Below are 22181 nucleotides of genomic sequence, written 5' to 3'. Positions count from 1 at the left end.
TTCAGAAACAAATATATGATTTCGATCATATAAATCAGCGGCTACGCTATTAGCCAAACTCGTTATAAACAATTAAAACAATGTCGACAAGATCACACTACGCAATAATAAATATTGTTCTTAAAATATCTCACTCATACTATCAAAAAAAATAATAAAAATTAGTTTCTGCAGAATAATACATTTCATCAATATTAATTAAGGCATTACAAAAATAGTATTAGCAATGCTGCTTTATTTTATCAAAACAGTAAAAACATAATATATTCAGCAAGATTATATTTATAGGTAATATAAGGAGATATATCCATGTTTACACAATACCGAAAAACACTTCTGGCAGGGACTCTGGCACTGACATTTGGATTAGCAGCAGGAAACTCTCTTGCCGCTGGTTTTCAACCGGCCCAACCTGCAGGAAAATTGGGCGCAATAGTAGTTGACCCTTATGGAAATGCCCCGCTTACTGCGCTGGTTGAATTAGATAGCCACGTTATTTCAGATGTTAAAGTTACCGTCCATGGTAAAGGTGAAAAAGGCGTTCCGGTGACTTATACCGTCGGCAAAGAGTCACTCGCCACGTACGATGGCATTACTATTTTTGGCCTTTATCAAAAGTTCGCAAATAAGGTAACCGTTGAATATAAAGAAAACGGTAAGGCCATGAAAGATGATTATGTGGTGCAAACTTCCGCCATCGTAAATCACTACATGGATAACCGCTCAATATCTGATTTACAGCAAACAAAAGTGATTAAAGTAGCACCGGGTTTTGAAGATCGTCTTTATCTGGTGAATACCCACACCTTTACCCCGCAGGGGGCGGAATTCCACTGGCATGGTGAAAAAGATAAAAATGCCGGCATCCTGGATGCGGGTCCAGCTGGCGGCGCACTCCCCTTTGATATCGCACCCTTTACCTTTGTCGTCGATACGGAAGGTGAATATCGGTGGTGGCTGGATCAGGACACCTTCTATGACGGCCATGACATGGATATCAACAAGCGCGGCTACCTGATGGGTATTCGTGAAACACCGCGAGGCACCTTCACCGCCGTCCAGGGCCAGCACTGGTATGAATTCGATATGCTGGGGCAAATTCTGGCCGACCATAAGCTGCCTCGCGGATTCCTGGATGCTTCACATGAGTCGGTCGAAACAGTGAACGGCACCGTACTGCTACGCGTAGGTAAACGCGATTATCGCAAAGAAGATGGCCTTCACGTACATACCATCCGCGACCAGATTATTGAAGTCGATAAATCTGGACGTGTTGTTGACGTATGGGATCTGACACAAATTCTCGACCCGATGCGTGACGCGCTGCTGGGTGCTCTGGACGCAGGCGCGGTATGCGTCAACGTGGATCTCGCTCATGCAGGCCAACAGGCAAAACTAGAGCCAGATACCCCCTATGGTGACGCCCTCGGCGTTGGTGCGGGCCGTAACTGGGCTCACGTAAACTCCATTGCCTATGACGCTAAAGATGACTCCATCATTCTTTCTTCCCGCCATCAGGGTGTCGTCAAAATCGGTCGTGATAAACAGGTTAAATGGATCCTGGCACCGTCTAAAGGCTGGAATAAGGCGCTGGCAAGCAAACTGTTAAAACCGGTTGATGATAAGGGCAACGCGCTGAAGTGTGATGAAAACGGTAAGTGCGAGAATACTGATTTCGATTTTACCTACACCCAACACACCGCCTGGCTCTCCAGCAAAGGAACACTAACCATCTTTGACAATGGCGATGGCCGTGGACTCGAACAACCGGCTCTACCTACAATGAAATACTCCCGATTCGTCGAATATAAAATTGACGAGAAAAAAGGAACCGTTCAGCAGGTTTGGGAATACGGGAAAGAGCGCGGTTATGATTTCTACAGTCCTATCACGTCGGTAATTGAATATCAAAAAGACCGCGACACGATGTTTGGATTTGGTGGTTCTATTAATTTATTTGACGTTGGACAGCCAACCATCGGCAAAATCAACGAAATTGACTACAAAACAAAAGAAGTCAAAGTCGAAATTGATGTCCTTTCCGATAAACCAAACCAAACTCACTACCGCGCATTACTGGTTCGCCCACAACAAATGTTTAAATAATTTCGTTAGATTAAGGATTAATTATGTCATCTAAATTGATTACTTCATTATTTAAAAGCGTGGTATTAACGGCGGCGCTGGTATCACCATTTGCAGCATCGGCTTTTACTGAAGGTACTGACTATATGGTACTGGAGAAACCGATTCCCAATGCTGATAAGACGTTGATAAAAGTATTCAGCTACGACTGCCCATTCTGCTACAAATATGATAAAGCCGTGACCGGCCCGGTGTCAGAAAAAGTTGCCGATCTCGTCGCCTTCACACCGTTTCATCTCGAAACCAAAGGAAAATATGGCAAACAGGCCAGTGAAGTATTTGCAGTAATGATTGCTAAGGATCAGGCCGCAGGAATTTCATTGTTTGATGCCAAATCACAGTTCAAAAAAGCTAAGTTTGCTTACTACACTGCCTACCACGATAAGAAAGAACGCTGGTCTGACGGTAAAGATCCCGCTTCATTCATCAAAACAGGGTTGGATGCTGCGGGTATGAGTCAAGCAGATTTCGAGGTCGCCTTAAAAGAACCCGTAGTCCAGGAGACACTGGAAAAATGGAAAGCGGCTTATGATGTTGCCAAAATCCAGGGGGTTCCGGCTTACGTCGTCGATGGTAAGTACCTGATCTACACCAAAAGTATCAAATCGATTGATTCCATGGCTGAGCTTGTCAGAGAGCTAGCGACAAAATAAACAGGGAACCGGCTATGGCTTTTATTAAAGGATTGTGGCGAGACTTATGTACCGCACCGGTTGATACCCTGGTGAGATGGCAGGAGCGACGCTTTTTGTGGTTGCTAATGGCTTGTGCCATGGGTGGGTTAATTATTCTGGCGCACTCGTTCTTCCAAATCTATCTCTACATGGCCCCCTGCGAGCAATGTGTATACATCCGCTTTGCCATGTTTGTGATGGTTTTGGGTGGGCTGATCGCGGCAATAAACCCTAAAAACCTTATTCTAAAACTGGTCGGCTGCATTGCGGCATTTTATGGCAGCATTATAGGTATTAAGTTCTCCATCAAACTTAATGGCATTCATTATGCGGTACATAACCCGGACCCGGATTCGCTCTTTGGCGTACAGGGATGTTCCACCGATCCGACATTCCCTTTCAATTTGCCGCTGGCAAACTGGGCTCCAGAATGGTTTAAGCCCACTGGAGATTGCGGCTATGACGCACCTATCGTTCCTGATGGCGTAGCGCTTAGCAGTGTGCAAAAGTGGTTTGTCGATCTGTACCAGCAGTCCGAAGGCTGGTATCTGCTCCCGCCATGGCATTTTATGAATATGGCGCAGGCCTGCCTGCTCGCTTTTGGTTTGTGTTTAGTGCTGTTGCTGGTAATGAGCGGAGCCTGGGCACTTAAACTGGCCAGAACTAAATAGCCAGGCTGCAATAACAAAAAACCGAAGCCAGAAAACTGACTTCGGTTTTTTTATCCCTACCACGGTTGTCGCGGTAGTCAGCAATTAGCTGGCTTTGCGCTCATGCGCCTGACGGTAGGCCACCAGGTCTTCGATAGTCACTACAGCCATATTATGCTTACCGGCAAATTCGATGCACTCTGGCGCACGGGCCATGGTGCCGTCATCATTGGTCAGTTCGCACAGCACACCGGCTGGTTTAAACCCTGCCAGCGTCATCAGGTCGATGGTTGCTTCAGTATGACCACCGCGGGTCAACACGCCGCCTGCCTGAGCACGCAGCGGGAAAACGTGCCCCGGACGGTTAAGATCGGAAGGTTTTGCGCCATCCTTAATTGCCGCACGCACCGTTGTAACACGGTCTGCTGCGGAAACGCCGGTGGTTACGCCTTCTGCGGCTTCAATGGTCACGGTAAAACCGGTACCGTAAGCGCTGGTGTTATTTTCCACCATCATTGGCAGATCGAGCTGTTTGCGTCGGTCTTCAGTGATGCACAGGCAAACAATACCGCTACCGTGACGGATGGTCAGCGCCATCTGTTCTACGGTCATGGTTTCTGCCGGGAAAATCATATCGCCTTCGTTTTCACGGTCTTCGTCGTCAAGCACCATTACACCGCGTCCTTCACGCAGCGCAGACAGCGCATGTTCAACACGTTCGAAAGGCGTACCAAAAGAGGAAAGTAGCGTCTGATTCATGGTAAAAAAACCTCACTAAAATTATGGTTACCAGAATCAGGGCAGTCTTAGGAGTACCGTCTAAGCGGCAAAAAAATAACGTGAGCGGGTCCATGCCCGACTGGATCGTTACTCTCTCCCATCCGGACTCTAACCGTCGGCCCCGGAATTACACCGGATCTGCTGACCTTTTTGCCGTAACAAAAAGCGCTCGCGGGCTTTCAACATCAGTTGATTTACCGCCGGTGGGGAATTTCGCCCCGCCCTGAGAATAAGCGGGTTAACTATAACGCTATTGATTACCTTCATCAACGCCTTTACTCGTCTTAGCTTCACACAATTCTGGTTTATGCCTGTGCCAGTTCGCACTACAATAGGCAGCAACACGTACCAGTTCAGGGAAACCACAATGATTGACCCGAAAAAAATTGAGCAGATTGCTCGTCAGGTTCACGAGTCGATGCCGAAAGGGATCCGCGAGTTTGGCGAAGACGTCGAGAAGAAAATTCGTCAAACGCTGCAGTCACAGCTGACCCGTCTGGATCTGGTAAGCCGCGAAGAATTCGATGTACAGACTCAGGTTTTATTGCGCACGCGTGAAAAGCTGGCGCTGCTTGAGCAACGTCTGACTGAGCTTGAATCACGTGATAAAACGGCAGACGTTAAGCCTGCCCCCGCGATCCCGTCAGTTGATCCGCAAGAGTAAAAACGACAACGGGCCGCAAGGCCCGTTTTTCTGTTAGTGTTCCAGTTCTAGCTTCCTGGCTTCCGTCGCTTGCTGGCAGTACAGCGCATAGCGTTTGCAAAACCAGCTACGATGTTCTTCATCCATATTCCCGGTTATCGCCTGGATATCAATGGGATGGCCCTCAGCCTGCATCCTGGCAAAACTACGGGCCAGGAAATCGAAATTGTTCAGTGAATACATATTGCTGTTCATGAGCATACCCTCCAGTTATTGAATATCTGCTAAGGCCATATGCTTTTTCTAATTTCAGTATTTCCCTGGATACGAAGTTATTCTGTACATATTGTGCGCAAAACAACTGCGCGGGTTCACAGTTTCCTATGAAATTTAAGAGGGGGATGAGCCCCTTTTCGGATTTAAGACCAAGGTAACGCATGTTATTGTAACGTCATGTAAAAGTAAGAGGTAAAACCATTACTTTTGACACGGACAGAGAACGCAGTAACAGGAGGAAAATACTTGGTTCTACTTGCGGATTATAACGCCCCCTACCTGTTTGCTATTTCATTTGTAATGCTGATTGGTCTACTGGAAATCATCTCTCTTATTTTCGGTCATTACCTTTCTGGTGCGCTTGATGCGCATCTCGAACATTACGATGCCCTGACCTCCGGCAATATCGGACAGGCATTGCACTATCTCAATATCGGACGGATTCCAGCGCTGATCGTGCTGTGCTTACTCGCTGGCTTCTTTGGACTCTTCGGTATCCTCCTTCAGCATGGCTGGGTCACGCTGTGGCAAGCACCGCTCAGCAATCTGCTGCTCGCGCCGGTGAGCTTTATTTTTGCGGTCTTCGCCGTGCATTACAGCGGGAAAATTATTGCTCCATGGCTACCACGAGATGAAACCACCGCCCTCGGCGAGGATGAGTTTATCGGCAGCATGGCAATTATTACCGGCCATTCTGCGAGTGCCGGAACCCCATGCGAAGGCAAATTTACCGACAAGTTTGGGCAGACCCACTATGTGCTGCTGGAGCCTGAAGCAGGCAAAGAATTCAAAAAAGGAGACAAGGTGCTGATTATTTGCCGACTCTCTGCAACGCGTTACCTGGCCGAGCTAAACCCCTGGCCGACTGTTTTATAATTTTACACAGAGGGACCTTATAGATGGATGATGTTTTTGGCATGTTACCTTCATGGATGTTTACCGCCATTGTCGCGGTGGTCGTCTTAGTCATTATCGGGATTATTTTTGCCCGCCTGTATCGTCGTGCATCTGCTGAACAGGCATTTGTGCGTACCGGCCTTGGTGGGCAAAAAGTGGTGATGAGCGGCGGCGCAATTGTCATGCCTATCTTCCACGAAATCATTCCTATCAACATGAACACCCTCAAACTTGAGGTGAGCCGTTCTACTGTCGACAGTCTTATCACCAAAGACCGTATGCGCGTAGATGTCGTCGTCGCCTTTTTTGTGCGTGTAAAACCGTCTGTTGAAGGGATTGCTACCGCCGCACAGACGCTGGGACAGCGGACGCTGTCACCAGAGGATTTGCGTGTGCTAATAGAAGATAAGTTTGTCGATGCCCTGCGTGCCACTGCGTCGCAGATGACCATGCACGAACTGCAGGATACGCGTGAAAACTTCGTTCAGGGCGTACAAAACACCGTCGCGGAAGACCTGTCCAAAAACGGTCTGGAGCTGGAGAGCGTTTCACTCACCAACTTCAACCAGACCGAAAAAGTCCATTTCAACCCTAACAACGCCTTTGATGCCGAGGGTCTGACCAAGCTGACCCAGGAAACGGAACGTCGTCGTCGCGAACGTAACGAAGTCGAGCAGGACGTAGAAGTTGCCGTCCGTGAGAAAAATCGTGATGCGCTGTCGCGTAAGCTGGAGATCGAGCAGCAGGAAGCCTTCATGAAGCTCGAGCAGGAGCAGCAGGTGAAAACCCGCACGGCCGAGCAAAACGCCAAAATTGCCGCCTTTGAAGCCGAGCGCCATCGTGAAGCTGAACAGACGCGTATCCTTGCCGAACGCCAAATTCAGGAAACAGAAATCGATCGCGAGCAGGCGGTTCGTTCAAGAAAAGTCGAGGCCGAGCGTGAAGTTCGCATCAAAGAGATCGAACAGCAGCAGGCAACAGAGATCGCCAACCAGACCAAGTCCATCGCCATTGCCGCCAAGTCCGAACAGCAGTCTCAGGCTGAAGCACGCGCTAACGATGCGCTGGCCGATGCGGTTCGTGCCCAGCAGAACGTAGAAACCACCCGCCAGACCGCAGAAGCGGATCGTGCCAAACAGGTGGCGTTGATTGCCGCAGCTCAGGATGCGGAAACCCAGGCCGTTGAGCTGACCGTGCGCGCGAAAGCGGAGAAAGAAGCGGCAGAATTGCAGGCGGCAGCGATTGTTGAACTAGCCGAGGCAACGCGGAAAAAAGGTCTGGCAGAAGCAGAAGCACAACGCGCACTTAACGATGCCATCAACGTGCTTTCCGATGAACAGACCAGCCTGAAATTTAAGCTGGCGCTGCTGCAGTCCCTGCCAGCGGTTATTGAGAAATCCGTCGAGCCAATGAAGTCTATCGATGGGATCAAGATTATTCAGGTTGATGGTCTCAATCGCGGCGGCGCAGTCGGTGAAGTAACCGCAGGTAACGTAAACGGTGGGAATCTCGCAGAGCAGGCATTATCCGCAGCCCTTTCCTATCGTACACAAGCGCCGCTGATCGACTCGCTGTTAAATGAAATTGGCTTGTCCGGCGGTTCGCTGTCGGCACTGGCCGAGCCGCTGAAAAACAGTCCACAGCCTGTTGAGAAAACGACTGAACAATAAGAAACAGAAATGCCGGATGGCAACGCTTACGCGTTTTATCCGGCCTACAATCTCGTAGGCCGGATAAGGTGTTTACACCGCCATCCGGCAAACTTTCCAGGTGTTACTTATCGCTGTCTTTCTGGATCTTCTTGATGATATTTGTCGTGGAGCAGCCATCTTCGAAGTTCAGCACCAGCACTTCACCGCCGTTCGCCCACACCTCTTCACTGCCCGCAATCTGCTCCGGCTTATAGTCGCCGCCTTTGACCAGTAGATCCGGCAGAATGCCAGCAATCAGACGCTGCGGCGTATCTTCTTCAAAAGAGACCACCCAGTCGACGGATTCCAGCGCGCCCAGTACGATCATACGCTGTTCCAGCGGGTTGACCGGACGAGTTTCACCTTTCAGACGTTTGGTCGAAGCATCGCTGTTGACCGCCACGATCAGGCGATCGCCCAGCTTGCGCGCATTCGCCAGATAGGAAACATGGCCCGCATGCAGGATGTCAAACACCCCGTTGGTCATTACCACTTTCTCGCCGCGCTTGCGGGCGCTGGCAACGGCCTGTTTCAGCTCAGATTCGCTCATCACGCCAAAACCAGTATCAGCCCGCCCGCGCACGGCGTTTTCCAGTTCAATCGGAGAAACAGTGGAGGTCCCCAGCTTACCAACGACAACACCGGCTGCGGCGTTAGCAAAATAGCACGCCTCTTCCAGTGAGTTACCCGCCGCCAGCGTCGCCGCCAGCACGCCGATAACCGTATCGCCTGCACCGGTCACGTCATACACTTCCTGCGCCTGCGTCGGCATATGCAGCGGCGATTTGCCCGGTTGCAGCAACGTCATCCCCTGCTCGGATCGCGTGATCAGCAGTGCGGAAAGGTCGAAATCAGCAATCACTTTCATGCCGCGTTCAACCAGTTCATCTTCGCTTTTGCACTTGCCCGCCACCGCTTCAAACTCAGACAGGTTCGGCGTCAGCAGCGTTGCGCCACGGTAGCGTTCAAAATCGGTTCCTTTCGGATCGATAAGCACCGGCACCCCAGCCTTACGCGCCAGAGCAATCATCTGCTGCACGCTTGCCAACGCGCCTTTGGCGTAGTCGGAGAGCACCAGAGCACCGATAGAACCCAGCGCCTGGTTAATACGCTCGTGCAGCGGCTGCGGATCCACACCTTCAAAACCTTCTTCGAAATCCAGGCGAATCAGCTGCTGATTGCGGGAAAGCACGCGCAGTTTGGTGATCGTCGGATGGGTCGGCACGGATACGAAATCGCATTTTACGTTTACATCCGTCAGCGTTTTGCTCAGCGCACGCGCCGCGTCGTCAATACCGGTCAGGCCCACCAGGCGCGAATTCGCTCCCAGAGAGGCAATGTTCATCGCCACGTTTGCTGCGCCACCGGGACGTTCTTCGATGGTATCCACTTTTACCACCGGAACAGGCGCTTCAGGTGAAATACGGCTGGTAGGACCGTACCAGTAGCGATCCAGCATCACATCACCGACAACCATGACTCCTGCACGTTCAAACTCTGGCAGAGTTACTTTCATTCCTGTCTCCTAAGAGATTCTCTGAGTGTCTTAAAATTTGCGCGCGATAATAGCACACTTCACTCGGCACCCAGCCACTTCTGCCAGCTGTCACGCACCAGCGTACGTTCAGCGTCGAAGTGCTCCGGCGCCACATGGCCCGGAAGTTCCTGCAATGCAAGATGGTGAAGTTCATCACGCAACGTCGTATAAGCTCGGGTAAGCGCCAACGCTTCCTGCTCGTCCATAATGTCGTTTTGCGCCAGTAATTCCAGAATGCGCACGTTATCCGACCAGCGCGTCAGCTTCGGTTTTTCATGCGCATAGCGCAGCACCAGATACTGCGTAATAAACTCAATGTCTGTGATGCCGCCTTCATCCGCTTTGATATCAAAACGATCGCGATGCTTATTGCCCAAATGGGCACGCATTTTCTCACGCATTTCGCGCACCTCGGTCTGCAAGGTTTTCCCATCGCGGACAAGGGTCATGATATCGCGACGAATCGCATCAAACTGAGAGGTTAACTGCGGGTCGCCGTACACTACACGAGCACGCACCAGCGCCTGATGCTCCCATGTCCAGGCTTCGTTACGCTGATAATCGGCGAAAGCATCAGCCGATGTCACCAGCATTCCCGCCGCCCCTGACGGACGCAAACGCGCATCCACTTCGTACAAAATACCGGACGAAGTACGGGTACTGAAGAGGTGCATAATGCGCTGCGCCAGACGCAGATAGAACTGTCGCCCGTCAATCTCACGCTCACCGTCCGTCATCACGTCCATCGGACAGTCATGCAGGAAGATCAAATCGAGATCCGAGCTGTAACCCAGTTCCCAGCCGCCCAGCTTGCCATAACCGACGACGGCAAAGCCACGCCCTTCGCGTTCGCCAAGATGAGTGGGTTGACCGTAGCGCGCGACCATCTGCGTCCACGCCTGCTGGACTACCGCATCAATAATAGCTTCCGCCAGCCAGGTTAAATGGTCGCTCACCTTCATCACCGGCAGCGTACCGGCGATATCAGCCGCAGCAATACGCAGTAGCTGCGTTTGCTTAAACTGGCGCAGAGCCTCAAGTTGCTGCTCTTCGTCATCTTCCGGCACGCGCAGCAAATACTGGCGCAGCTCATCACGGTAAGCATCCGTCGCGGTGGGTTGATACAGGGTGTTCGGATCCAGCAGTTCATCGAGCAACAGCGGATACCGCGCCAGCTGGCTGGCGACCATCGGCGAGGCCGCACAGAGCGAAATCAGATGCTTCAGCGCCCCGGGGAATTCGCTCAGCAGTTCCAGATAGGTCGTACGGGTAACAATCCCCACCAGCAGAGGGGTAATGCGCGATAGCGGGACTGAGGCGTCGTCACGCGTACAGACATCGCTCAGCAGATGCGGCATTAAATGATCCAGCACCTGGCGTCCGCGTGGACCAATGGTGCGTTTATCCAGCTCTTTGCGGAAATCAGCAATCAGAGACAGCACGCGCCGGCGATCGTCATCCGCCAGATGCGTCAGCACCGGCGTGGTGTCATCTTCCTGTAATGCATCCTGCCACAGTTCGCGCCACTGTTCTGAAAGCGACTCTTCCTGAGTTTCGGCCTCGTCATCGCCAATCAGCTCGTTAAATACCCGGCGCACGTTGTCCATATGATTGGCCAGCACATCAGTTAATTGCTGCCAGTCATCAACGTTCATCCCCCACGCCAGCCGCGCGCGATTCAGTTCATCGCCTGGCAGCGTTTGGGTCTGTTCATCATTGATGCTTTGCAGCAGGTTTTCCAGGCGGCGTAAATAGAGATAGGCTGCTCGCAGTTGTTCCGTATCGGTATCAGACAGCAGGTGCAGCGCATTGATGGCACTCAGCGTCGGTAACAGCGAGCGGGATTGCAGCGACGGTTCACGCCCGCCGCGAATCAGCTGGAATACCTGTACGATAAATTCGATTTCACGAATACCGCCCGCCCCCAGCTTGATGTTGTCTTTCAGGCCACGGCGGCGCACTTCTCGGGCAATCATCCCTTTCATGTTACGCAGCGACTGGATCACGCTGAAATCAATATAGCGACGGAAAACAAAAGGCCGCAGCATGGCACGAAGCTCGCTGACATAAGTGCCGTCGGCATCGCCCATAATGCGGGCTTTGACCATCGCATAGCGTTCCCAGTCGCGCCCTTGCTCCTGGTAATAATCCTCAAGCGCAGAGAAGCTCAGTACCAACGGACCGCTGTCGCCAAACGGGCGTAAACGCATATCCACCCGATAGACAAACCCATCCATTGTGGGCTGATCTAATACCTTGATGAGCCGCTGGCCCAAACGGGTAAAGAACTGGGCGTTATCCAGCTCGCGGCGCCCGCCCTGCGTACTGCCGTGCTCAGGCCAGGCAAAAATCAGGTCGATATCGGAGGAAAAATTCAGCTCGCCGCCGCCCAGTTTCCCCATGCCTAAAATCAGCAGCGGCTGCGCCACACCTTCAGGATTACAGGGCGTACCCCATTCGCGACAGCAGGTGGCGTATAACCAGTCACGCGCGGCGACGATCAACGTTTCAGCCAGATGGCTTAGCTGCTGCAAAATACTCTCTTCGGTCACCAGCGACAGCGTCTGTGCCCAGGCGATACGCACCATAATGCGACGGCGAAACAGGCGTAACTCACGCATCAGCGTGTTTTCATCACTAACGTCAGCCAATGTTTGCTGTAACCAGTCGGCATAGTGTTGCCATTCATCCGCCAGGGGTGGGGTGCTTTCCAGCTCAGCCAGCCATTCAGGATGGGCAATAATGCTGTCACGGACAAAATCACTGAATGTAAGTACTGACTTCGCCTGAACGCTAAGCGAGGACTCAGATATTGCTGCTGGCAGCCGCTCAACAACGGTCGGCCAGTACTGCTGTAACGGTGAAGAGAGCTGCTTCATTTACGGGTTATCCTTTGAATGGTGCCGGATGGCGGCGTTTAGCCTTATCAGGCCTACATGACAGTTACACACATCGCGTAGGCCTGATAAGCGCAGCGCCATCAGGCATCCCGGCCTCGGCCCTGATTATCGTTTTCCGCTGTGCAGCCAGAAAGGTTCCAGCGCAATCGCCTCATTGCGGAAGTGTTCAATTTCAATATATTGATTGGCCGCAATGGCGTGACGCAAACCCTGCCAGTTGGCGATCCATTCTGATGCGACATTTTCGTCGTAGTATCCCGCCAGCATCAGCATGCTATCAATGTTGCGCGTCAAACGAGGAAGCTGATCGGCGTACTGATCGCCCAGCGGCTGCGCAAAAGCGGTCTTCAGCTCAGCGGCATGGCGTGAAAGATGGGTATCAGAGAAACGCTTAAAGGAGTCGGCAATTTTTCCCTGCGCCTTCGCATCAAGGAACGGCTGCCATCCTTTGGTCACCAGCCATTCGGTCAGCGCCAGCTTGGCCATTGCCGTTTGCGTGCTGTAAACCGCCGATACAGCAGAAACGTCCGACAAAATGATCGCTTCCGACTGGGTCAACAAATCACGTAAGTGAGCGCTCGCTTTTCGCGGTACATTACCGCCAAACAGCATCAGAATGTGACGCACCAGGCCCATAGCCGCCAGCACCTCGGCTTTCGCCCCTTTAACGCCGCGCACCCACAGCTCTTCATGGTACTGCCACTGTGATAATACCAGCTCCAGCGCCGCTTCCAGCCCCTGCTCAATACTCGCTTTCGCCGGAACTTTCAAAATGCGTGTCGGTTTGAGTTCGCGCGGCGCATTCCCCTGAGCCAGGTGATAACCGCGCGCTGCTTTGCTCAAGCTACCCTGGCGTAAACCAGTTTGCGAAACCAGCTGGTTTGCCAGCTTCAGTACCGCACGGGTATCGCCGCTTAGCAGTTCAAGTTCAAGCTCACAGATAGGTTCTGCAAACTCGCCCGCTTTCACCTCCCCCAGATCGAGGGCCATTTCAATCCGGCTGCCATCAACATCAACCAACCATTTCTCACGGTAAAAATCGGTGCTGAACAACGGCTGCACTTGAGAAGCAAGTTCAGCGGGCAGCTCGCCATCAGGCCAGACTTCCGTTGGGAGCATGGTGAGGTCCAGCTCAGGCGCGTTTAGCGCAACGTTATATTCCGGCCGCTGGTGCAGTCCGCCCGTCACGCGTCCGGCAATTTTCATGGTCATTTCGTAATGACCATTTTCACCGCGAATACGCAGCCCCATATCGTGACCACGCAACCACGCATCCGGTGTTTCGTAGTAGATATTCAGCAACTGGCTGGGCGCATGGTGCTCTCCCCCCAGCGTATTCAGACGTTCACGTAGCGCATCTACAGCATCACTATTGACGATAAATTTTAATTCGATTTCCTGGGCCATGGTCTTGTACTTATGGGTTATGTCACAGTTGAGAAAACTGACTGCGAACTAAGTTCGTTCTTTATGGTCAGTAGATAGTATTTTGCGCCAAATTGCCATGCAACGAGCAATTTGACGGGCGTAAAAGTTTCGAGTGGTGGCAAAAAGGACACAGATGATTCCGATTGATGTCGAATGCTTTGCGTAGAGACACTGATGCCACTACTATCGTTCCACTTTCTATGACAATAACGACAGCCTGATGCCAAAATTACGCCTGATTGGATTAACTTTACTCGCACTTAGCGCCACTGCAGTCTCTCATGCCGAAGAAAAGCGCTATGTCTCTGACGAACTGAACACCTGGGTCCGCAGCGGTCCGGGAGATAATTATCGCCTCGTGGGTACGGTTAACGCCGGCGAGGAAGTCACGCTATTACAGACCGATGCCAACACTAACTACGGCCAGGTGAAAGACAGCACCGGACGTACCGCCTGGATCCCACTGAAAGAGCTGAACAGTACGCCGAGCCTGCGTACCCGCGTTCCCGACCTGGAAAACCAGGTTAAGACCTTGACCGATAAGCTCAATAATATCGATACCACGTGGAATCAGCGCACCGCTGATATGCAGCAAAAGGTAGCGCAAAGCGACAGCGTGATCGACGGGCTGAAACAAGAAAACCAGAAGCTGAAAAACGAGCTTATCGTGGCGCAAAAGAAGGTCAGCGCAGCCAACCTTCAGCTTGATGACAAACAGCGCACCATCATCATGCAGTGGTTTATGTACGGTGGCGGCGTGTTGGGTCTTGGTCTGCTGCTCGGCCTGGTTCTGCCACACATGATCCCAAGCCGTAAACGCAAAGATCGCTGGATGAACTGAATCGCCTTCTCCGCCACACTGACATATGATTAAGGGATCATAGTTTTCAAAAGGAAAGTGGCGTGAAGATTTATCTGGTCGGTGGTGCTGTTCGGGATGCGTTATTAGGGCTACCGATTAAAGATAAAGATTGGGTTGTTGTTGGCGCCACGCCGCAAGAGATGCTCGACGCGGGCTACCAGCAGGTAGGCCGCGATTTTCCCGTGTTTCTGCATCCGCAAACCCGTGAAGAGTATGCGCTGGCGCGTACCGAACGTAAGTCAGGCTCGGGGTATACCGGATTCACCTGCTATGCCGCCGCAGATGTGACGCTGGAGGCCGATCTTCAGCGTCGTGACCTGACCATCAACGCAATCGCCCGCGATGACGACGGGGAGATTATCGACCCGTACAACGGACGCGACGATCTGGAAAACCGTCTGCTGCGCCATGTTTCATCTGCCTTTAGCGAAGATCCGCTGCGCGTGCTGCGCGTGGCGCGCTTTGCTGCCCGCTATGCGCATCTCGGTTTTCGTATTGCTGACGAAACCATGACGCTGATGCGTGACATGACCACCGCTGGTGAACTGGAGCATCTGACACCAGAGCGGGTGTGGAAAGAAACCGAAGGCGCATTAACCACCCGTAACCCACAGGTATTTTTCCAGGTCCTGCGCGACTGCGACGCACTGCGCGTCCTGTTTCCGGAAGTGGATGCTTTGTTTGGCGTTCCTGCTCCCGCGCAGTGGCATCCGGAAATCGACACCGGCATTCACACGCTGATGACGCTGTCGATGGCAGCCATGTTAAGTCCGGAGGTCGACGTGCGTTTTGCTACGCTGTGCCACGATCTTGGCAAGGCATTGACGCCTAAAGCGCTGTGGCCGCGCCATCACGGCCACGGTCCGGCAGGTGTTAAGCTTGTCGAACAACTGTGCCAGCGCCTGCGCGTGCCGAATGACATCCGTGATTTAGCCAAACTGGTTTCCGAGTTCCACGACCTCATTCATACCTTCCCGATCCTGCAGCCGAAAACCATCGTTAAGCTGTTTGATTCCATCGATGCCTGGCGCAAACCGCAGCGCGTGGAGCAAATCGCCCTCACCAGCGAGGCCGATGTGCGTGGGCGAACCGGTTTTGAAGCGGCAGATTATCCGCAAGGCAGACTGTTGCGCGAAGCCTGGCAGGTTGCGCAGGCGGTGCCAACGAAAGACGTGGTTGAAGCTGGATTCAAAGGTCAGGCAATTCGTGAAGAACTGACCCGGCGTCGCATCGCGGCGGTAGCCAGTTGGAAGGAGCAGCGTTGCCCGAAAGCGTAGACACTGCGTTGCCGAATGCGCTGTGCTTATCCGGCCTACAGGTTCGAAACGGATATAACCCGTAGGCCGGATAAGGCAGAACGCCGCCATCCGGCACCACGGTAAGACATCAGAAGAACACGACGTAAACGGCAGCCGCCACAATAAAGCGGTAAATCGCAAACGGAATGAACGAGATGCGTTTAATCAGTTGCAGGAAGGTTTTGATCGCCACCAGCGCCACGATAAACGCCGTCACAAATCCGACTGCAAACATCGGGATATCTGATGCGCTGAGGAAAGACCAGCTCTTGTAGAGATCCAGCGCCGTCGCGCCCATCATCATCGGTACGGCCAGCAGGAAGGAGAATTCAGAGGCCGCGTAACGACTCACGCCCATCAGCATGCCGCCAGAAATCGTCGCCCCGGAGCGAGAAAAACCCGGCCACAGCGCCAGACACTGGAAACAGCCAATCATAAACGCCTGGCGATAGGTCATATCATCCAGACCCGGCGCACGCGGTTCTTTCGGCTTCAGGCATTCTGCGGCAATCAGCAGTACACCACCCACCACCAGCGCATACATCACGTTGATCGGGTTAAACAGCGATTTGATGGTGTCGTGGAAGATTAGCCCCAGTACCACGGCTGGAATCATCCCCAACAGGATATGTCCCAGCGTCAGTCGACCTTTGCCAGTGCCTTCATGCGGAGCCTTGCCGAAGTGAATACCGATCAGGCCAAACAGACGTCGCCAGAACATCACCACAACGGCCAGGATAGAACCTAACTGGATAACCACTTCAAATGTTTTTGCAGTGTCACCCTCAAAACCCAACAGGTGGCCAACAATAATCATATGGCCAGTACTGGAAACGGGTAAAAATTCCGTCAATCCTTCGACCACACCCAAAATTGCCGCCACCAGCAGCGAGTGCATATCACTCATTAATAAACCCCTAGATAGAGAAACCACGGCAAAAAAGAGCCGACGAAAGGACCCTTTTATACCCGTTTGTTTTAGAAATTATTAAATTAATTATTTTCTTTCAGATTATTGCCACGCTCAATGATAACCCCGACGTTCGCCGCACGGGCTACCGCGCCAGGTTTACTGAGTTTGATCCGTACCCAGGGAGAATTAAAGCGGCTAAGCAGGAGATCTGCCACCTCTTCCGCAACCCGTTCTACCAGCGCAAAGCGCCCACCTTCCACATGATTAACAACCGTTTGAGCAATATCAGCATAGCTCAGGCAATCAGCCACATCATCGCTTTTAGCTGATTTGCGGTTATCCCATGCCATTTCGATATCGAACACCAACCGTTGTTCGATCGTTTGTTCCCAGTCGTAAACACCAATAGTGGTGATTACAGAAAGTTGCTCTATAAATACAATATCCATCACGACCTGCCTGCTTTTTGGCTAACCCGGATACCACTTCCGGCGAAATATGCGTATTATCCACAGAAGTAGCGTTTTACACGACATTTTCAAAACGGAACAGCTTATGAGTGCAATCGCGCCTGGAATGATTATCTTCGCGTACCTCTGTGGCTCAATTTCCAGTGCTATTCTGGTATGCCGCCTTGCTGGATTGCCGGACCCGCGCGACAGCGGCTCTGGGAATCCGGGCGCGACAAACGTGCTGCGCATCGGTGGCAAGGGAGCCGCCGTCGCGGTACTGATTTTCGACGTCCTGAAAGGTATGTTACCCGTCTGGGGTGCCTATGCGCTAGGCGTCAGCCCCTTCTGGCTGGGATTGATCGCAATCGCCGCCTGTCTGGGCCACATTTGGCCGGTGTTCTTCGGCTTTAAAGGTGGGAAAGGCGTTGCCACAGCCTTTGGGGCGATTGCGCCGATTGGTTGGGACTTAACTGGCGTGATGGCAGGGACCTGGCTGCTGACCGTCCTGTTGAGCGGCTACTCGTCGTTAGGCGCTATCGTCAGCGCGCTGATCGCCCCTTTTTACGTCTGGTGGTTCAATCCCCAGTTCACTTTCCCGGTGTCCATGCTATCGTGCTTAATTCTGCTTCGTCACCATGACAACATTCAGCGTCTGTGGCGTCGTCAGGAGCCGAAGATCTGGACCAAGCTGAAGAAAAAACGCGAACGAGACCCCGAGTGATTTTATTGTCGGATAGCGACGCAACGGTGTCTTATCCGGCGTGGGGGATGTGATACCCCTCCACCGGTTTGCCTAATCGGTTCTGACACCACGTCGCCAGAAACTCCACGCACACGCGCAGCTTCACGCTGCGATACAGCGGCTCCTGATAAACCGCCCAGATATTAGCGCTCTGCGCATAGTCCGGCAGCACACGCACCAGTTCACCGCTGGCCAGAAACGGCTGCACATCCCATTCGGAACGCAACATAATCCCTTTTCCCTGTAGCGCCCACTGCAACACAATCTCACCGCTGTTAGAGGAAAGATGTCCCGCCACCTTGACCGACTTTTTCTCCTGACCATTGTCCAGTTCCCACACCCCGTGAGTCATATCGCGTTCTTTGGTGACCAGACAATCATGACGACTTAATTCCTGTAACGTCATCGGCTCACCGTATTTTTGTAAATACGGTGGGGCCGCACACAATATTCTTTTGTTTTTCGTTAACAAATGCGCAATATAATAATCCGGTATCTCGTCATTAATACGAATATCTAAATCGATATTATCCTGCGCCAAATCAATTTGCCGATCGTAAAGCTCAAAATGCACCTGTAATTCAGGGTAGCTATGCATCAATTCGGTAATTGCCGGTGCAATATAACTGCGCCCAAAGCCAAAACTACAGCCGATACGAATCATCCCTGCCGGGCGCGTTTTGAGTTGCGTGACGTCATCGACCAGATGCTGATAGCCCGCGAGGATCGCCTGCGCATGTTCATAGCAACGTTGACCACTCTCCGTGAGCGCTACACCACGCGCAGAGCGGCTTAGCAGCGTCGTCCCCAGCGTGGACTCTAGGATCTGAATGCGTTTTGTCACAAACGCCGGCGTTTGCCCCAGCGTCGCGGCGGCGGCGCTGAAGCTGCCGCTATGCACAATTTCAACCAACACCTGCAGGTCTTTCGCAAGGGGATACGTGTTCAGCATGATCGGTCTATCCGTAATGTTGTTCACCGCAGTGTAATTCTCTCATGCGTCTTAAACCCTGCCTTTGCGCAATTTTTATTGCCTTATCCGGACATCATTCACGAACTGTTAATTAGATATTCACAGTGGCAAATAATATTAATCCACATTTTTAGTGGTAGTTTGTGGCGGAGAATTTATTTCCAGATAAATAAAAGAACTGGAGTTAACAAGATGAGCAATCAAAATAACCAAAATGCGATAAATACGCTGACGAACATTGTCGCTGATTTTACCGCCATGATTTCTACCCGCATGCCCGATGACGTCGTGGATAAATTAAAACAGCTGCGTGAAGGCGAAACCTCGCCGATGGGTAAAATCATCTACCACACCATGTTTGACAACATGCAGAAAGCTATCGACCTGAACCGCCCAGCCTGTCAGGACACCGGCGAGATTATGTTTTTCGTGAAGGTCGGTTCCCGTTTTCCGCTCCTCGGCGAACTGCAAAGCATTCTGAAGCAGGCCGTTGAAGACGCCACGGTAAAAGCGCCGCTGCGCCATAACGCGGTCGAGATTTTTGACGAAGTGAATACCGGCAAAAATACAGGTACCGGTGTGCCGTGGGTCACCTGGGACATCATCCCTGATAACGATGACGCGGAAATCGAAGTCTACATGGCAGGCGGCGGCTGTACGCTGCCGGGACGCTCGAAAGTGTTAATGCCTTCTGAGGGCTACGAAGGTGTGGTGAAATTTGTTTTTGAAAATATCTCCACGCTGGCAGTCAACGCCTGTCCGCCAGTGCTGGTGGGCGTAGGTATTGCCACCTCCGTAGAAACCGCCGCCGTTCTTTCTCGTAAAGCGGTGCTGCGCCCTATCGGCTCACGTCATCCGAATCCGAAAGCGGCCGAACTGGAACTGCGTCTGGAAGAAGGACTTAACCGTCTGGGCATTGGTCCGCAAGGATTGACCGGTAATAGCTCAGTGATGGGCGTGCATATCGAATCCGCCGCGCGCCACCCGTCGACTATCGGCGTTGCCGTCTCTACTGGCTGCTGGGCCCACCGTCGCGGCACGCTGTTGGTTCATGCTGACCTCTCCTTCGAAAACCTGTCTCACACCCGGAGCGCGTTATGAAAAAGATCCTCACAACCCCGATCAAAGCAGAAGATCTGGCAGACATTCGCGTTGGCGATGTCATTTACCTGACCGGTACGCTGGTGACCTGCCGTGACGTTTGCCACCGCCGCCTGATCGAACTGAAGCGCCCGATTCCTTATGACCTGAACGGCAAAGCCATTTTCCACGCGGGCCCGATCGTACGTAAGAACGGTGATAAATGGGAAATGGTTTCCGTCGGCCCAACCACCAGCATGCGTATGGAAGCGTTTGAGAAAGACTTTATCGAACAGACTGGCGTCAAACTGGTGGTCGGCAAGGGCGGCATGGGACCGCTGACGGAAGAAGGCTGCAAGCAGTTTAAAGCGCTGCACGTCATCTTCCCGGCAGGCTGCGCGGTCGTGGCGGCAACCCAGGTTGAGGAGATCGAAGAGGTGCACTGGACGGAACTCGGCATGCCGGAGTCCCTGTGGGTGTGTCGGGTAAAAGAGTTCGGCCCGCTGATCGTTTCCATCGATACCCACGGCAATAACCTGATCGCTGAAAACAAAAAGCTGTTCGCTGAACGTCGCGACCCTATCGTCGATGAAATCTGCGAGCACGTGCATTACATCAAATAACCCTCCCGGAGAGGCGCTACGCCTCTCCCCTTTCGTAGGGATACAACAATGGCACCTTTAGCTGGTTGGTGGCGATACCTGGCTCCGCTGGTGGTCATCGCCATTATTGCTGTTCTACCCGTCCCCACCGGTCTTGAGAGCCACACCTGGCTCTATTTTGCCGTCTTTACCGGTGTGATTGTCGGGCTTATTCTGGAACCTGTACCGGGCGCGGTAGTGGCGATGATTGGCATTTCGATCATCGCCGTCCTTTCACCGTGGCTGCTGTTCAGCCCGGAGCAACTCGCGCAGGACGGTTTTAAATTTACCGCCAAATCGCTGTCGTGGGCGGTATCTGGCTTTTCAAACTCGGTCATCTGGCTGATCTTCGCGGCCTTTATGTTTGGTACTGGCTATGAGAAAACCGGACTCGGTCGGCGAATCGCGCTGATGCTGGTGAAAAAGATGGGGCATAGGACGCTGTTTCTCGGCTATGCGGTGATGTTCTCCGAACTTATCCTCGCTCCCGTCACACCTTCCAACTCCGCCCGTGGGGCCGGAATAATCTACCCGATTATCCGCAACCTGCCGCCGCTGTATAACTCACAACCCAATAGCGCCAGTTCACGCTCTATTGGCTCGTACATCATGTGGATGGGCATTGTCGCTGACTGCGTTACCAGCGCCATTTTCTTAACGGCAATGGCGCCGAACCTGCTGTTGATCGGTCTGATGAAAGGCGCGTCCCACACCGCGCTGAGCTGGGGTGACTGGTTCTTAGGCATGCTGCCGCTGAGCATTTTGCTGGTGCTGATTGTGCCGTGGCTGGCGTACGTGTTGTATCCACCGGTGCTGAAATCCGGTGATCAGGTTCCACGCTGGGCGGATACCGAACTAAAAGCGATGGGACCGCTCTGCGCTCGCGAGAAAAAGATGCTGGTGCTGATGGTCGGCGCGCTGGTGCTGTGGATATTCGGCGGTGATTATATTGACGCTGCGATGGTCGGATACAGCGTGGTGGCGTTGATGCTGGTGCTGCGCATCATTAGCTGGGATGACATCGTCAGCAATAAAGCCGCATGGAACGTCTTTTTCTGGCTGGCCTCGCTGATCACGCTGGCCACCGGGCTCAATAACACCGGTTTTATTACCTGGTTCGGCAAGCTGCTGGCAAACGGGCTGAGCGGTTATTCGCCGATGATGGTGATGGTGGCGCTGATCGTGGTGTTCTATCTGCTGCGTTACTTCTTTGCCAGCGCCACAGCCTATACCTCCGCCCTCGCACCGATGATGATTGCCGCCGCGCTGGCAATGCCGGAAATCCCGCTACCGGTCTTCTGCCTGATGGTTGGCGCCGCCATTGGTTTGGGCAGCATTCTGACCCCGTACGCCACCGGCCCTAGCCCTATCTACTACGGCAGCGGCTATTTACCAACAGTGGATTACTGGCGACTCGGTGCTATTTTTGGCCTGATTTTTCTCGTGCTGCTGGTGATTACCGGTCTGGTCTGGATGCCCCTCGTTTTACTGTAAAACCCTAGTGGGGCGACGTATTGTCGCCCCTTTATCCATAAGCTTCTCATATGATCGATTTCCCGATGCGCTGAGGCATACTTTTTTGTATGCAAACACCCTCAT

Annotated in this window: 20 protein-coding genes and 1 riboswitch; of the genes, 12 read left to right on the top strand and 8 right to left on the bottom strand. The window is 52.5% G+C overall.

What is annotated here, in order from left to right:
• Positions 1-309 precede the first annotated feature (309 nt).
• The 3 genes from assT to dsbI are packed head-to-tail and all read left to right on the top strand — an operon-like array spanning position 310 to position 3490.
• Positions 310-2106, top strand: a complete 1797-nt coding sequence (assT, locus tag OGY68_RS12880) for an arylsulfate sulfotransferase AssT (RefSeq protein ID WP_275382826.1) — start codon at positions 310-312, stop codon at positions 2104-2106.
• A 23-nt stretch (positions 2107-2129) separates the two neighbouring features.
• Positions 2130-2798, top strand: a complete 669-nt coding sequence (locus tag OGY68_RS12875; protein ID WP_286617093.1) for a thiol:disulfide interchange protein DsbA/DsbL — start codon at positions 2130-2132, stop codon at positions 2796-2798.
• 14 nt (positions 2799-2812) lie between these two features.
• On the top strand, positions 2813-3490 hold the full coding sequence (dsbI, locus tag OGY68_RS12870; RefSeq protein ID WP_057067205.1) for a protein-disulfide oxidoreductase DsbI: 678 nt from the start codon (positions 2813-2815) through the stop codon (positions 3488-3490).
• An 84-nt stretch (positions 3491-3574) separates the two neighbouring features.
• Here the strand turns inward: dsbI and ribB are convergent, their stop codons facing one another.
• Complete coding sequence (gene ribB / locus OGY68_RS12865) at positions 3575-4228, bottom strand: 3,4-dihydroxy-2-butanone-4-phosphate synthase (RefSeq protein WP_003828424.1); 654 nt, start codon at positions 4226-4228, stop codon at positions 3575-3577.
• A 106-nt stretch (positions 4229-4334) separates the two neighbouring features.
• Positions 4335-4484, bottom strand: a riboswitch (FMN riboswitch).
• A 132-nt stretch (positions 4485-4616) separates the two neighbouring features.
• Here ribB and ubiK point away from each other — a divergent pair.
• A complete protein-coding gene (ubiK, locus tag OGY68_RS12860) occupies positions 4617-4913 on the top strand; it encodes a ubiquinone biosynthesis accessory factor UbiK (RefSeq protein WP_020996337.1) in 297 nt (98 codons plus the stop codon).
• 33 nt (positions 4914-4946) lie between these two features.
• Here ubiK and glgS read toward each other — a convergent pair whose 3' ends face one another.
• Positions 4947-5153, bottom strand: a complete 207-nt coding sequence (glgS, locus tag OGY68_RS12855; protein WP_008785836.1) for a cell surface composition regulator GlgS — start codon at positions 5151-5153, stop codon at positions 4947-4949.
• Between the two features lie 261 nt (positions 5154-5414).
• On the opposite strand from glgS, the gene OGY68_RS12850 reads away from it, so the two are divergent.
• Together OGY68_RS12850 and OGY68_RS12845 are read left to right on the top strand one after the other, a co-directional pair.
• Positions 5415-6044, top strand: coding sequence for an OB-fold-containig protein (locus OGY68_RS12850; RefSeq protein WP_057067204.1), 630 nt, complete (start codon positions 5415-5417; stop codon positions 6042-6044).
• A gap of 23 nt (positions 6045-6067) precedes the next feature.
• Positions 6068-7735, top strand: coding sequence for a flotillin family protein (locus OGY68_RS12845; protein WP_057067203.1), 1668 nt, complete (start codon positions 6068-6070; stop codon positions 7733-7735).
• Positions 7736-7838: 103 nt separating this feature from the next.
• Here the strand turns inward: OGY68_RS12845 and hldE are convergent, their stop codons facing one another.
• From hldE to OGY68_RS12830, 3 genes are all read right to left on the bottom strand, one after another.
• Positions 7839-9272, bottom strand: coding sequence for a bifunctional D-glycero-beta-D-manno-heptose-7-phosphate kinase/D-glycero-beta-D-manno-heptose 1-phosphate adenylyltransferase HldE (gene hldE, locus OGY68_RS12840; protein ID WP_003828429.1), 1434 nt, complete (start codon positions 9270-9272; stop codon positions 7839-7841).
• Positions 9273-9331: 59 nt separating this feature from the next.
• Positions 9332-12172, bottom strand: coding sequence for a bifunctional [glutamate--ammonia ligase]-adenylyl-L-tyrosine phosphorylase/[glutamate--ammonia-ligase] adenylyltransferase (gene glnE, locus OGY68_RS12835; RefSeq protein WP_057067202.1), 2841 nt, complete (start codon positions 12170-12172; stop codon positions 9332-9334).
• Positions 12173-12298: 126 nt separating this feature from the next.
• The gene (locus OGY68_RS12830; protein WP_057067201.1) at positions 12299-13600 is read right to left on the bottom strand and encodes a CYTH domain-containing protein; all 1302 of its coding nucleotides are present in this window, start codon (positions 13598-13600) and stop codon (positions 12299-12301) included.
• 241 nt (positions 13601-13841) lie between these two features.
• On the opposite strand from OGY68_RS12830, the gene OGY68_RS12825 reads away from it, so the two are divergent.
• Together OGY68_RS12825 and OGY68_RS12820 are read left to right on the top strand one after the other, a co-directional pair.
• A complete protein-coding gene (locus OGY68_RS12825) occupies positions 13842-14462 on the top strand; it encodes a TIGR04211 family SH3 domain-containing protein (protein WP_003828434.1) in 621 nt (206 codons plus the stop codon).
• 62 nt (positions 14463-14524) lie between these two features.
• Positions 14525-15760, top strand: coding sequence for a multifunctional CCA addition/repair protein (locus OGY68_RS12820; protein WP_048215522.1), 1236 nt, complete (start codon positions 14525-14527; stop codon positions 15758-15760).
• A gap of 109 nt (positions 15761-15869) precedes the next feature.
• Here the strand turns inward: OGY68_RS12820 and bacA are convergent, their stop codons facing one another.
• Positions 15870-16688, bottom strand: a complete 819-nt coding sequence (gene bacA / locus OGY68_RS12815; protein WP_003828439.1) for an undecaprenyl-diphosphate phosphatase — start codon at positions 16686-16688, stop codon at positions 15870-15872.
• Positions 16689-16774: 86 nt separating this feature from the next.
• On the bottom strand, positions 16775-17143 hold the full coding sequence (gene folB, locus OGY68_RS12810; protein WP_003024659.1) for a bifunctional dihydroneopterin aldolase/7,8-dihydroneopterin epimerase: 369 nt from the start codon (positions 17141-17143) through the stop codon (positions 16775-16777).
• 106 nt (positions 17144-17249) lie between these two features.
• On the opposite strand from folB, the gene plsY reads away from it, so the two are divergent.
• Positions 17250-17867, top strand: coding sequence for a glycerol-3-phosphate 1-O-acyltransferase PlsY (plsY, locus tag OGY68_RS12805; protein ID WP_003828443.1), 618 nt, complete (start codon positions 17250-17252; stop codon positions 17865-17867).
• A gap of 31 nt (positions 17868-17898) precedes the next feature.
• On the opposite strand, the gene ttdR is transcribed toward plsY, so the two are convergent.
• Positions 17899-18840, bottom strand: coding sequence for an L-tartrate utilization transcriptional activator TtdR (ttdR, locus tag OGY68_RS12800; protein WP_032945042.1), 942 nt, complete (start codon positions 18838-18840; stop codon positions 17899-17901).
• Positions 18841-19053: 213 nt separating this feature from the next.
• Here ttdR and ttdA point away from each other — a divergent pair, with 213 nt between their 5' ends.
• From ttdA to OGY68_RS12785, 3 genes are read left to right on the top strand one after another with little or no spacing between them, the layout of a single operon-like run.
• Positions 19054-19962 carry a L(+)-tartrate dehydratase subunit alpha gene (gene ttdA / locus OGY68_RS12795; RefSeq protein ID WP_003828445.1) on the top strand — a complete coding sequence of 303 codons (909 nt, stop codon included), beginning with the start codon at positions 19054-19056 and terminating at the stop codon, positions 19960-19962.
• Positions 19959-20564 carry a L(+)-tartrate dehydratase subunit beta gene (ttdB, locus tag OGY68_RS12790; protein WP_057067200.1) on the top strand — a complete coding sequence of 202 codons (606 nt, stop codon included), beginning with the start codon at positions 19959-19961 and terminating at the stop codon, positions 20562-20564. The genes ttdA and ttdB overlap by 4 nt, the downstream gene beginning before the upstream one ends.
• 48 nt (positions 20565-20612) lie before the next feature.
• Positions 20613-22076, top strand: a complete 1464-nt coding sequence (locus tag OGY68_RS12785) for an anion permease (protein ID WP_048225566.1) — start codon at positions 20613-20615, stop codon at positions 22074-22076.
• Positions 22077-22181 lie beyond the last annotated feature (105 nt).

This window comes from Citrobacter sp. Cpo065 (assembly GCF_030332805.1).
GTDB lineage: Bacteria > Pseudomonadota > Gammaproteobacteria > Enterobacterales > Enterobacteriaceae > Citrobacter > Citrobacter portucalensis.
Note: the sequence above shows the minus strand (reverse complement) of the source record. Positions and strands in the feature narration are given on the sequence as shown.